Source organism: uncultured Williamsia sp. (genome assembly GCF_947494875.1).
GTDB lineage: Bacteria > Actinomycetota > Actinomycetes > Mycobacteriales > Mycobacteriaceae > Williamsia_A.
Map to the genome: position 1 here is coordinate 383,359 of NZ_CANLWM010000006.1, position 11,981 is coordinate 395,339.

Genomic DNA, 11,981 nt, shown 5'->3' on the forward strand with positions numbered 1-11,981 from the left:
CTACAGGATGGTCAGCATCTCGTTGTAGGTCGGCAGCGGCCACAGGTCGTCGGCCACCAGGGTCTCCAGGGTGTCCGCGGCATCGCGCACCGCGGCCATCGCGGGGATCAACGTCTCCAGCGCGTACGTCGACTCCTCGAGTTCGGACTCACCGTGGAACGAGTCGATGCCCTTCTCGAGCGTGGCCAGTGCCGTGCTCAACGCGCCGATGGCCGTGGTGATGTCGGACAACAGCGGGTTGGTGGCGTCGAGTCCGGCCGCCTTCACGTTCACCGCGATGCCGGCCAACTCGCCCTGGTACCGCAGCGCGGTCGGCAGGATCATCGTCTTGGCGATCTCGGCGGTCTCCTTGGCCTCCACGAGGATCGTGAGTGCGTACTGCTCGAGGATGACGTCCTTGCGGGCCTCGAGCTCGCGCGCGGACAGGACTCCGTAGCGCTCGAAGAGTTCCTCGTTCTCCTTCTCCGCCATGAACGGGATGGCGTCGACGGTCGTGCGCAGGTTCTTCAGTCCGCGGGAGGCGGCCTCCTCCTGCCACGCGTCGGCGTACCCGTCGCCGTTGAAGATCACGGCCCCGTGGTCGATGACGATCTGCTGGAGGACGGTCTGCACCGCAGAGTTGAACTCGGTTCCGTCGGTGGTCAGCTTCTCGATCTCGGTGGCCAGGTAGTCGATCGAGTCCGCCAGGATCGTGTTGATCGCGACCATCGGGTCCGAGATGGACTGGTTCGACCCCGGCGCACGGAACTCGAACCTGTTGCCGGTGAACGCGAACGGGCTGGTGCGGTTGCGGTCGCCCGGGTCGGCCTTGAGCGGCGGCAGGCTGTCGACGCCGAGCTCGAGCACACCGGACTCCTTGGACTGCGTCGCGCCGCCCTTGGCGATCTGGTCGAACACGTCCATCAGCTGGTCGCCGAGGAAGATCGAGATGATCGCCGGCGGAGCCTCGTTCGCGCCGAGACGGTGGTCGTTGCTGGCCGACGCGACCGACGCGCGCAGCAGCCCGCCGTACTTGTGGACGCCGCGGATGATGGCCGCGCAGAACACCAGGAACTGCACGTTCTCGTGCGGGGTGTCACCGGGGTTGAGGAGGTTGCCCTGGTTGCTGTTGCCGAGCGAGAAGTTGACGTGCTTGCCCGAGCCGTTGACGCCGGCGAACGGCTTCTCGTGCAGCAGGCAGGTCATGCCGTGGTTCTCGGCGACCTTCTTCATGATCGTCATCATCAGCTGCTGGTGATCGTGTGCGAGCACCGAGCGCTCGAAGACCGGTGCCAGCTCGAACTGGCCGGGGGCGACCTCGTTGTGGCGGGTCTTCGACGGGATGCCGTGCTTGAACAGCTCGCGGTCGAGATCGATCATGTAGCCCAGCACCCGGTCCGGGATGGCACCGAAGTAGTGGTCGTCGAACTCCTGACCCTTGGACGGCTTGGCGCCGAACAGGGTCCGCGACGTGGTCATGATGTCGGGACGCGCGTAGTAGAAGTGCTCGTCGATGAGGAAGTACTCCTGCTCGGCGCCCGCGTACGACACGACCGTGTCGACGTCGTTGTGGCCGAACAGCTTCAGCAGACGCATGGCCTGCTTGCTCATCGCCTGCTGGCTGCGCAGCAGCGGGGTCTTCTTGTCCAGCGCCTCACCGGTCCACGAGATGAACACGGTCGGGATGCACAGCGTGTTCCCGGCCGGGTTCTCCAGGATGTAGGCCGGGCTGGTGACGTCCCACCCGGTGTAGCCGCGGGCCTCGAACGTGCCGCGCAGGCCACCGTTGGGGAAGCTCGACGCGTCGGGCTCGCCCTGCAGCAGGGTCTTGCCCTGGAACTCGGCGAGGGATGCGCCGGAGGAGTCGGGCTCGAGGAACGAGTCGTGCTTCTCGGCGGTGAAACCGGTGAGCGGATAGAAGACGTGCGCGTAGTGCGACGCACCCTTCTCGATCGCCCAGTCCTTCATCGCGTTGGCGACGACATCGGCGATCGTCGGGTCGAGCGCGACGCCCTCGTCGATGGTGGCGGAGACCTTCTTGAAGACGCTCTTCGGGAGACGGTCCTTCATGGCCGCCTTGTCGAAGACGTTGACGCCGAAGAGCTCGGCGAGTGGAGCCTCCGCCGTGGCACACTCCGGCGTGCTGTGGGCGGTTACCGCCTTGATCGCCTCACGGCGGGAAATGCTGCCACTCATCTGTTCACCCCTGTGTCCGATCCGCCCCGATGGGCCGAATGCTGGTGTCGAAACCTCAGGCGACGGTAGGGCTGACACATCGCCGCGGCGTTTCCACCGTGTGACGCCCAGGAAACACGGCCGGTGACAGACCCGACCCGTTAGGAGTGCTACGGAGCCTACGGCAGGTCGCCGGCTGTGTCTTGCGCAGCTGCCGCAGCGGCGAGCGCGGCGACGAAGTCCTCGACGGCGCGGCGAGTACCGCCGGCCGGTCGCCAGGCGGCGAGGATCGTCGACGGTGGCACACCGGGGATCCGGCGGAACACCACGCCGGGGTGCGCGACACGCGACCAGATGAGCTCGGGCACAGCGCTGATCCCACGACCCGCTGCCGTCAGCTCGATCCACTCGTCGAAGTTGCTGCAGCGCACCACGACCCGGCCCGGATCGGGATGCGCCCAGGAGTCCGGGCGGGTGGTGCCCGACGCGGTGTTGACGATGACCGGCTCGGCGGCGAGGTCGTCCCAGGTGAGGTCGGCACGAGTCACGAGGTCCGAGGACGCGCAGAGGGCGACGACGCGCTGCTCGGTCGCGAGCACGCGCGTGGCCAGGCCGGCGCCCGGGTCGGGCTCGACGCGGCTGATCGCCACGTCGACGGTCCCGGCCGCCACCGCCGCGACGGGATCGTCGAGGCGACGCACGGTGACGCCGCCGCCGTCGGACTCCGCATCCCGCACCGCGCCGGCGAACCAGTGCGGCAGCAGCCATGCGAACCCGACGGTGATGTCCGAGCCGGCCCGCATTCGTGCGACGAGGGCGTCGAGGTCGGTCAGGATCCGCCGGGCGTGCTCCACGAACTCGACACCGGCGTCGGACAGCCCCGACGACCGCGACGTCCGGACGACGAGGTCGCGGCCCACCATCCTCTCGAGGTGCTGGATCGTGCGCGTCAAGGCGGGTTGACTGACAGCGAGCGACGACGCTGCCGCGGTGAAGGTCCCCTCGTCCGCCAGCGCCACGAGCGCGCGCAGGTGCCGCACGTCGGGATCCATGCGTCCACGTTATACCTGATGCTCAGAAGGCATTTCCGCGCGCGGGACCGGATACCTAGCGTGGCGGTCGTGAACATCGTGGGTGCGCATCAACGGGTCGCGTGGGCCGGTGCCGGGGGACTGGTCGCCGCGATGGGGGTGGGGCGGTTCGCCTTCACCCCGCTGCTGCCGGTGATGGAGTCCGACCACGCGCTCACCTCGTCGGGAGGCGCTCTGGTCGCCACCGCCAACTACGCCGGTTACCTCGTCGGCGCGGCCGCGCTCGCGGTGCGGCCGGGGGTCAACACGTCGCTGCACCTGCGCGCCTGGGCTGCGCTGCTCATCGCCTCCGAGGCGTTGATGGCCGTGGTGTCCGGGGTGGGCGCGTTCTCCGCGCTGCGCTTCGTGGCCGGGGTGGCCAGCGCGGTCGTCTTCGTCGGATGCATCAGCACCGTCACGGCGGCGCGACGCCACGGTGCGTCGACGGCCGTGACCTTCTCCGGCGTGGGAATCGGGATCGCGCTGAGCGGGGCCGTCGTCGCCGCGGTCGGTGGTCGACTCGGCTGGCAGGACCTCTGGCTGGTGTCCGCCGCACTGACGGCGGTGTTCCTCCTGCCGATGCTGCTGACAGCCGTCGAGCCCGAGGCCTCCGCGGTGGCAGCGCATCGTGATCGGTCGACCGCGCACCACCTCACCTGGCGGTTCCTGCTGGTGTCCTACTTCCTCGAGGGCGTGGGCTACATCGTGATCGGCACGTTCCTCGTCGCCGCGGTGAGCGCGGGATCGTCGGCGGGCGAGGTCGGTCCACTCGTCTGGGTGGTGGTGGGAGTGGCCGCCGCGCCGTCGGTGGCCCTGTGGACCCGATGCGCTCGACGACTGGGCGCGCACCGCGTGCTGGTGATGGCGCTGGTGGTGCAGGCCGTGGGTGCCGCCCTGCCCGCGGTGTCGTCGAGTCCGGTGGTCGCGGTGATCGCCGCCGCGATGTTCGGTTCGACCTTCCTGGGGGTGGTGGCGGTGACCATGGCCGTCGGGTCGGCGCTGCCCGTCGCCCGGACGGCGGCGATCCTCACCGCCGTCTACGGGGTGGGGCAGATGCTGGGACCGCTCGTCGTGGCGCCGGTCATCGGATCGTCGTACGCGATCGCCTTCGCGCTCGCGGCGGGAGTCCTCGTCGCCGCCGCGGCAGCGGCGGTCGGCGTCGCCCGGACGATGCCGTCGGGCCGGTCGGCGACCTCGCCTGCCGTAGACTCCCCGACGCCAGCCTTCGTAGCTCAGGGGATAGAGCAACCCTCTCCTAAAGGGTAGGTCGCAGGTTCGAATCCTGCCGAGGGCACACACACGGTCGGTCGCTGCGTGACCGACGGTCACGCTCACGCACCCCCCGCTGTGAGAGTCCACGACGTCGGGGGCAGACCGTCGCCGTCGCCGCACGCGTGTCGTTACGGTGCCGCGCATGTCACCGACCTCGCGCCTCACACCCCTCGACGTCACGCTCATCGGGTTCGGCACCGCCTACGCGCTGTCGGAGCTGAACCTGATGCGCATGGTCGGCCCGGCGGCGGGCGGCGTCTACCGGGAGATCCAGACGTCGCCGTCGGCGGCCGCCTACCGGAAGTCCGTCGCCCGACTCACCCCGACGATGCGAAAGCGTCTGCGCAGTCACTACTTCCCCAACTTCGGTCACCCGCTGCTGTACGCGATCGCGCTGCGCACCGGTGGGCAGCGCCTGGCGCAGCTCGTCCCGCTGGCGCCGGCGGTGCAGACGTTCCTCACCGTCGGCCCGTGCGTCGGCGCGGCCGCCGACATCACCGAGAACGTCGTCCGGCTGCGGCTTCTCGCCGACGACGACGCGGTGACCGACCTGTCGGTGCGGACCGCCAGCGCTCTGGCCGTCACGAAATGGACCCTGGCCGTCGTCCCATTGGCCTACATGTCGACGCGCTTTGTCCCCTTCTGGCTGCGCATCCTCCGCGACCGCTGAGCTCGCCGAGCGGACTGTCTGGTCGATGGTGTACTGATTGTCTGATTCGCGGGAACGCATCCGCGACAGACGCACGGAGATCGAATGACGCGCCCCGCCCGGGTATCTCGTCCCCTCGCCCGCACGGTGGTCGCCGCGACGGCGCTCGTCCTGCTCGGTGCCGCCGCCGGCCAGGCGTTGATGCCGGGAGGTGCCGCCCCGCAGCGCCCGGCCGTCACCGCGGCGGTGATGCCCGTCGCCGACATCATCGAGAAGGCCGACACCCTCGGCATCGCCGACAGCGACCTCTACTTCAAGACCCAGGCCGAGATCGACGCCTCGCTCGACCGGATGCAGGCCCTCGGCGTCCGCAACGTCCGCGTGCTGATCCCCTGGTACGACGTCGAGCCCGACGAGGGTGTCTACAAGTGGGACAACATCGATCGCGTCGTGGCTGCGGCCGACAAGCGGGGGATCGGCGTACTGGCCACCATCACCCACTCGCCGTACTGGGCCGTGCGTCCCGGCGACACCCCGGTCACCAGCCCTCCCGCCGACGCGACGGTCTTCGGTGACTTCACCGGCCTCGTCGCGCAGCGGTTCGCCGGGAAGATCGCCGCCTACGAGGTGTGGAACGAGCCCAACGGGGCCATCGCGTTCACGCCCACGCCCGACGCAGCCCGCTACACGGAGCTGCTGAAGGACGCCTACGCCAAGATCAAGGCAGCCGACCCGTCGGTGACCGTCATCGGCGGGATCCTCGGCGCGGTGCCGACCCGCCCCGGCGAGTCGATCGACTCGCCGACGTTCCTCCAGCAGATGTACGACGCCGGCGCGCACGGGTACTTCGACGCGATCGCGTTCCACCCGTACCAGTTCACGACGCCCTACTCGCAGGGTCTGGACCTCACCGGGTCGCCGCTCAACGAGGTCACCGCGATGCGTGCGCTCATGGTGGCGAAAGGTGATGGCGGCAAGCTGATCTGGGCGACCGAATACGGCCTGGCGACCATCGCACCGATCAAGCCCGCCGACCAGGCGGTCACCGAGGAACACCAGGCGGCCTACATCAAGGACTTCGTCGCCGCGTGGAGCGCGCAGTCGTTCGCCGGCCCGATGTTCATCTACACGATGCAGGACAAGCCGCAGTACACCGGATCGCTGGAGGACTCGTTCGGCCTCTACCGCGCCGACGGCACCCCGAAGCCCGCCGCGCAGGTGATCGCCGACTTCATCGCCGCGCACCCGCAGTACGCACCCGGTCCGAACCTGCTGGCCGTCGTGACGCAGGCGGTGCAGCGGTTCTTCTCGCAGATCGCGGCGAGCATCACCGCGGTCGTCCAGAACACGATTCGCGCGATCGTCGACGCCATCAGCGCGGTCTTCGTACCGAAGGTGTCCGCGCCGATGACGGTGGCGGCACGGTCCCTCGCCGCGCCGTCGAGCACGGCAGAGACCGCTGTCCAGGAGGCCGCGTCTGTCCCGTCCTCGGCGGCCGGGACGTCGACGGCCACGTCGACCGCCGGGCGGTCTGCGGCTGATCCGTCGACGACAGAGCCGTCAAGCGCACCCGCGACGACCGCGACGACGCCGTCGACGACGGTCGCGACCACGACGTCCACGTCGCAGTCGGGGCAGACCTCGACATCGGAACGGGCCGCACCGCAGTCGGAGTCGACGACCCAGACGACGACGGAGGTGGTCCCGACGACCACCACCGGCACGACGTCGTCGGCGACGTCCTCGACCGCAGAGCGCTCGACCGAGACGACCAGCGCGGTCGAGTGACGACGGGGGTCAGAAACCCAGACCCATCCAGTCGGTCGCGATGAAGCGGCGCTCGAGATCGGCCGCCTCGACAGCGATCTCGTCGGGATCGGGGTCGAGGCCGGCTGTCTCGATGTCCGACGCGGCGAACGCACGCAGCGACGCCTCGACGGCGTCGCGGTAGCTGCCGAAGGCACCGAAGATCTCGCTGTCGGTGTGGGCGTCGGTGGTGTCGCGCCACCACGCGAACAGCCGCATCCCGTCCGGGGACGGGCTGAACCCGATGGTCTGGCCGTCGCGGGTGATGGTCGGGCAGTCGTCGGGGAAGCGATCCGGCATGGCGCCCAGGCTAGGACGCCGGTGCGACAGCGTCGGGTGGCGGCTCGGTCCGCGCAGCAGGCGGCGTCCACCCCTGTTGTCTGGAACAGTGGACGGTATGACCGTTTTGCGACCGAGCGTCGGCGACTCGCAGACGACAGGGCGCGAACCGCGGCAGCCGGCTGTGACAACTCTGTGAGCCCGTTTCGGTCCCGTCGCAGACAAGGCGACACCGGCTCTGCGCCCCTGCTGTATCTGATCGCGCCTGCCGGCATCCCGAATTTCGGGGACGAACTCATCGCCCGCAGTTGGATCCGGCACCTCGCACGACGTCACCCCGGAGCCCGTGTCGTCCTGGACTGCCACACCCCGGGCACCGCCGCGGTCCTGCTCCGCGACGAACACCCCCGCCTGCTCGTCGTGGACACGGTGTGGCGAATCGCGAACAGCCACCCGCACTCGTCGTTGACCGACGCGATCCGTCACATGCGTGACGCGGTCATCGACCCCGGGGTGGAGCCCCATCTCGCGAGCGGACTCCGCCTGCTCCAGCAGGCCAGCGTCGTGCATGTGGTGGGTGGTGGCTACATCAACGCGATCTGGCCGCACCACCTGCAGCTCCTGGAAGCCGCTCGGGCGGCGGCGGTCGTCGGCGGGGCACGAACAGCTGCCACCGGCCAGGGACTGCTCCCGGAGTCGACGTCGTCGTGGGTGGCCGCTCTGACCGACATCGTCGGCGACTTCGACCTCGTCGACGTGCGCGACGCCGCGTCCGCGCAGCTGCTGGACGGGTTGCCGCTGCCCGTGTCTCACAGCGGTGACGATGCGTGGCTGGTCCGCGAGCAGCCGACGTCCGTCTACGCCGCGCCCCACACAGCCGCCCGCCGATGGATGTTCGTCGTCCAGTCCGACCTGGTCGGCGACGACGCCACGTCGTCGGACACCGCGTCTGCGCACATCGAGAGCGAACTCCGAGAACTGATCACCCGCTGGGGGATCCGAGGTGACGACTGCGCCTTCGTGGAGGGGATCCCGCGAACCGATCGCCACACCTTCGACCGTCTCGCCCCGCTTCTCCCGGGAGCACAGTTCATCTCGTTCGAGGAGCTGTGGAACACAGGCCTACCGGCACGCCCTGGTCAGGTGTGGGTCTCCTCCAGGTTCCACTTCCACCTGCTGGCCGCGGCCGCCGGCGCAGCAGGCGTCCACCTACCCGGCCGGACCGACTACTACCCGATCAAACACACGTCTCTCGTCGACGCCGGATCGCGGTGGATCGGCCTCGACGAGACCGGTTCCGAACCTCCGTCGACGCCGGGGTTCGATCCCACGACCGTCAACCGACTCCACGCCGCCAAGCGAGCGGTCGCCGACGCGATCTACGAGGACATCGTCCCCACATGAGCCGCGAGCGGGTCAGAGCACCTTCTCGATCGCGTCGCGCATGTTCTCCGGCTTGGTGATGGGGGAGAAGCGATCGACCACCTGGCCGTCCTTGCCGACGAGGAACTTGGTGAAGTTCCATTTGATCCGGCTGCCGAGCAGAGAACCCTTCTCCGACTTCAGCCAGTCGTAGAGGGGGTGTGCGCCCTTGCCGTTGACGTCGATCTTCTCGAACATCGGGAAGGTGACGTCGTAGCGGAGGTTGCAGAAGTTCTTGATCTCGTCGGCGTCGCCCGGCTCCTGGTGGCCGAACTGGTTGCACGGGAAGCCCAGCACCACCAGTCCGCGGTCGCCGTACTCACGGTTCAGCTTCTCCAGGCCCTCGTACTGCGGGGTGAATCCGCACTGTGAGGCGGTGTTGACGATGAGAAGAGGCTTGCCCCGGTACTGCTCGAGGCTGACCTCCTCGCCGTCGATGGTGGTGGCCGAGAAGTCGTAGGCGGTGCTCATGTCATCCGTTCGTAGCAGGTGAGCAGGTGGATGGCGAACCGTCCGCGGCAAGGACGGGCAGGTGGATCTCGTTCTCCGTGGTCGACCGCTCGGCCTCCGACGACCCGAACAGGGCGACGAGGACGGCGCCGATCACGGCGAGCAGGAAGCCGAGTGCCCCGAGCCACCCCAGACCGGGGACGGTGGAGTCGCCGAGCAGCCAGACACCCACGATGCCGGGTACTGCGGTCTCGCCGACCACCATCGCGGCCGTCGACCCGTTCACCGCCCCGAGCTGCAGCGCGACGGTGTGGAGATAGAACCCGAACGCCCCGGCCACCGCGATGGTCCACGCGGCGGGGTCGGAGAGGAGGGCGGTGATCGAGAACGGCGCAACGCCGTCCAGCACCCGCACCGCGATGGCGATCGCCCCGAACAGCAGGCCGGCGGACATGCCGGCCACCACCGATCCCGTGTGGCCGAGACGGCGCACCACGAGCAGCGAGATGGTGATGATCGCGATGGTGGCGACGAGGAGTCCGAGCTTGAACGGCAGGTCGGCGTGGGTCGCCCCGTGCGCGTGCGACGCGGTGCCGAGCATGCACAGCGCCACCAGGACGGTGACCATGGCGGCCCAGTCGCGGGGGTGCAGGCGGATGCCGAGGAATGTCGCGCCGAGGACCGCGGTGATGATGAGGTTCCCGGCGACGATGGTCTGTGACAGGAACAGCGGCAGCATCCGGGCCGCCCCCGCGCCCGCGGCGAACCCGAGGACGTCCATGATCGCGCCGAGCACGAACACACCGGTCATCGCCGCGGCGAGGGTCGAGCGGAGGGTGGGGCTCCCTGACTCGGTGGTCATGCCGGTCCCATCGGACGCGGCGGTCGCCTGTCGGGCCCCGAGGGCCTGCATCACCGACGAGAGGCCGTAGCCGATCGCTGCCAACACGGCCAGGACGATTCCGACCAGCACCGACCCCACCCCTTTCACTCCGACGATCTCGTCGGATCACGATCCGGCGGCGCTCAGTCGGCGACATCGATGGCGCACGACGAGCTGCTCGGACGGGGTCAACGCCTGAGAAATCCCTGAGATTCCCTCATGACCACACCGGTCTGTGGGTGCGGACCGCGGGTCCTAGAGTTGTCGCCGTGGCAGCAGCAACCGACAAGGCCGTTCGCCGTGTCCTCGTGACCGGTGTGTCCAGCGGGATCGGGGCCGAGGTGGCCCGACTCCTCGTCGCCCGCGGACACGAGGTGATCGGGACCAGCCGTCGTCCGGCCGCGATCGCCGACGACGTGCGCGTCCCCGGCGTGCGGTACATCGCCCTCGATCAGACGGAGCCCGCGAGCATCGCGGCGTGCGTCGCCGAGGCCGGAGAGATCGACGTCCTGATCAACAACGCGGGCGTCAGCCACATGGGACCGCTCGAGGACGTCCCGATGAAGTCGCTGGAGAACGTGTTCGCGACGAACGTGTTCGGTCCGATCGCCCTGACGAAGGCGTTCCTTCCGGGCATGCGGGCGCGGCGGTCGGGGACGATCGTGATGGTCGGGTCGATGCTGGGCAGCTTCCCGCTGCCGTTCCGATCGGTGTACGGCGCCACGAAGAGTGCCATCAAGGCCTTCTCCGACGCGATGCGGCGGGAACTCGCACCGTTCGGGATCGCGATCACCACCGTCGAACCGGGCACCATCGCGACGGGTATCGGCGACCGGCGCATCTACGACGTCGCCGACGACTCCGCGTACCGCGCCGACTACGACACCGTCGCCGCGGCCACCCGCCGCAACGAGGACAAGGGTCTCGCCGTCGAGCCGATGGCGAAGGTCATCGTCGAGGCCGCGCTCGCGTCGAACCCGAAACCGCTGTACGCCTTGGGCAACAACGCGTCGATGGTGTTCGCGCTGAAGCGGATCCTGCCCACCCAGGCGATGCTCGACGTGATGTCCCGCTTCCACGGTCTGCGTCGCGTCCGCCCGTGACCCGCACCCTACGGGTGATCGGGATCGGCCCCGGCGGTGTCCGGCAGGTGACCCTCGAGGCGGTCGACGCGATGCAGGGTGTCGACGTCTTCTTCGTCCTGGACAAGGGTGCCGCGTCGGCGCCGCTGCGCGACGTCCGACGCCAGATGTGCGACGAGCACATCGGTCCCGGGCGGTATCGGTTCGTCGAGATCGCCGACCCGCCGCGTGATCGGGACCCCGTCGACTACGACGCCGAGGTGCGTCGCTGGCACGACGCGCGATCGGAGGCGATCGAGGAGGCGCTGCTGGCCGAGCTGCCCGACTCCGGAGTCGGCGCGATCCTCGTCTGGGGTGACCCGAGCCTGTACGACTCGACGCTGCGCATCACCGACGCGATCGTCGAACGCGGCCGCGTGGCCCTCGACGTCGAGGTGGTCGCCGGGGTGACCAGCGCGTCGGCGCTCACCGCGGCCCATCGGATCCTGGCCAACCGCATCGGCGAACCGATCCACATCACCACCGGAAGGCGGCTCGCGTCGACGCCGGAGGGTGCGGACACCAACCAGATCGTGATGCTCGACGCCGACTGCACCTTCCTGCGGACGGCCGATCCCGACGACCGGATCTGGTGGGGTGCCTACCTCGGCACCCCCGACGAGATCGTGCTGTCGGGGACCGTCGGGGAGATCGGCGAGACGATCCGGTCGACACGCACCGCGGCCCGCGAGCGGCACGGCTGGATCATGGACATCTACCTTCTCCGCACGCCCTGACCGCACGCTCGGCGACGGGTTTCGGCCCACTCGACGGAGAGTTTCGGCCCGCTCGGCGGTGAGTTTTGGCCCAGTGATACTCGAGGGGCCTGGTTCGTGGGTCGGTCTGGCTCATTTTGGCCCTGACACCACCCGGTG

Annotated in this window: 11 protein-coding genes and 1 tRNA gene; 7 read left to right on the forward strand and 5 right to left on the reverse strand. The window is 69.2% G+C overall.

The genetic code is table 11. From position 1 onward, the window contains the following. A complete protein-coding gene (locus tag Q1A98_RS16070) occupies positions 1-2,175 on the reverse strand; it encodes a glutamine synthetase III (RefSeq protein WP_299575345.1) in 2,175 nt (724 codons plus the stop codon). A 158-nt stretch (positions 2,176-2,333) separates the two neighbouring features. Continuing rightward, positions 2,334-3,206, reverse strand: a complete 873-nt coding sequence (locus tag Q1A98_RS16075; RefSeq protein ID WP_299575346.1) for a LysR family transcriptional regulator — start codon at positions 3,204-3,206, stop codon at positions 2,334-2,336. Between the two features lie 174 nt (positions 3,207-3,380). On the opposite strand from Q1A98_RS16075, the gene Q1A98_RS16080 reads away from it, so the two are divergent. The 4 genes from Q1A98_RS16080 (at position 3,381) to Q1A98_RS16095 (ending at position 6,933) form a co-directional block, all read left to right on the forward strand. Then, complete coding sequence (locus tag Q1A98_RS16080; RefSeq protein ID WP_299575388.1) at positions 3,381-4,490, forward strand: YbfB/YjiJ family MFS transporter; 1,110 nt, start codon at positions 3,381-3,383, stop codon at positions 4,488-4,490. Then, positions 4,446-4,518: transfer RNA gene (locus Q1A98_RS16085), tRNA-Arg, on the forward strand. Before Q1A98_RS16080 ends, Q1A98_RS16085 begins: the two co-directional genes overlap by 45 nt. Positions 4,519-4,638: 120 nt before the next feature. Beyond that, entirely contained in the window at positions 4,639-5,166 is a 528-nt protein-coding gene (locus Q1A98_RS16090; RefSeq protein WP_299575347.1) for a hypothetical protein, read from the forward strand. A gap of 84 nt (positions 5,167-5,250) precedes the next feature. Beyond that, complete coding sequence (locus Q1A98_RS16095) at positions 5,251-6,933, forward strand: cellulase family glycosylhydrolase (protein WP_299575348.1); 1,683 nt, start codon at positions 5,251-5,253, stop codon at positions 6,931-6,933. Between the two features lie 9 nt (positions 6,934-6,942). On the opposite strand, the gene Q1A98_RS16100 is transcribed toward Q1A98_RS16095, so the two are convergent. Beyond that, complete coding sequence (locus Q1A98_RS16100) at positions 6,943-7,251, reverse strand: hypothetical protein (protein ID WP_299575349.1); 309 nt, start codon at positions 7,249-7,251, stop codon at positions 6,943-6,945. A gap of 174 nt (positions 7,252-7,425) precedes the next feature. Here Q1A98_RS16100 and Q1A98_RS16105 point away from each other — a divergent pair, with 174 nt between their 5' ends. Beyond that, complete coding sequence (locus Q1A98_RS16105; RefSeq protein WP_299575351.1) at positions 7,426-8,634, forward strand: polysaccharide pyruvyl transferase family protein; 1,209 nt, start codon at positions 7,426-7,428, stop codon at positions 8,632-8,634. 12 nt (positions 8,635-8,646) lie between these two features. Here Q1A98_RS16105 and Q1A98_RS16110 read toward each other — a convergent pair whose 3' ends face one another. Further along, positions 8,647-9,123, reverse strand: coding sequence for a glutathione peroxidase (locus Q1A98_RS16110; RefSeq protein WP_299575352.1), 477 nt, complete (start codon positions 9,121-9,123; stop codon positions 8,647-8,649). Position 9,124: 1 nt separating this feature from the next. Beyond that, entirely contained in the window at positions 9,125-10,075 is a 951-nt protein-coding gene (locus tag Q1A98_RS16115) for a hypothetical protein (RefSeq protein WP_299575354.1), read from the reverse strand. 179 nt (positions 10,076-10,254) lie between these two features. Here Q1A98_RS16115 and Q1A98_RS16120 point away from each other — a divergent pair, with 179 nt between their 5' ends. Both Q1A98_RS16120 and cobF read left to right on the forward strand, forming a co-directional pair. Beyond that, entirely contained in the window at positions 10,255-11,088 is an 834-nt protein-coding gene (locus Q1A98_RS16120) for an SDR family oxidoreductase (protein ID WP_299575356.1), read from the forward strand. Next, positions 11,085-11,843 carry a precorrin-6A synthase (deacetylating) gene (gene cobF / locus Q1A98_RS16125; RefSeq protein WP_299575358.1) on the forward strand — a complete coding sequence of 253 codons (759 nt, stop codon included), beginning with the start codon at positions 11,085-11,087 and terminating at the stop codon, positions 11,841-11,843. The genes Q1A98_RS16120 and cobF overlap by 4 nt, the downstream gene beginning before the upstream one ends. The last annotated feature ends 138 nt before the right edge of the window (positions 11,844-11,981 follow it).

What these genes read in the sequence shown, in the direction of transcription:
- Q1A98_RS16070 (WP_299575345.1), bottom strand. Translation starts at nt 2,175, where the DNA reads ATGAGTGGCAGCATTTCCCGCCGTGAGGCGATCAAGGCGGTAACCGCC.
- Q1A98_RS16075 (WP_299575346.1), bottom strand. Translation starts at nt 3,206, where the DNA reads ATGGATCCCGACGTGCGGCACCTGCGCGCGCTCGTGGCGCTGGCGGAC.
- Q1A98_RS16080 (WP_299575388.1), top strand. Translation starts at nt 3,381, where the DNA reads ATGGAGTCCGACCACGCGCTCACCTCGTCGGGAGGCGCTCTGGTCGCC.
- Q1A98_RS16090 (WP_299575347.1), top strand. Translation starts at nt 4,639, where the DNA reads ATGTCACCGACCTCGCGCCTCACACCCCTCGACGTCACGCTCATCGGG.
- Q1A98_RS16095 (WP_299575348.1), top strand. Translation starts at nt 5,251, where the DNA reads ATGACGCGCCCCGCCCGGGTATCTCGTCCCCTCGCCCGCACGGTGGTC.
- Q1A98_RS16100 (WP_299575349.1), bottom strand. Translation starts at nt 7,251, where the DNA reads ATGCCGGATCGCTTCCCCGACGACTGCCCGACCATCACCCGCGACGGC.
- Q1A98_RS16110 (WP_299575352.1), bottom strand. Translation starts at nt 9,123, where the DNA reads ATGAGCACCGCCTACGACTTCTCGGCCACCACCATCGACGGCGAGGAG.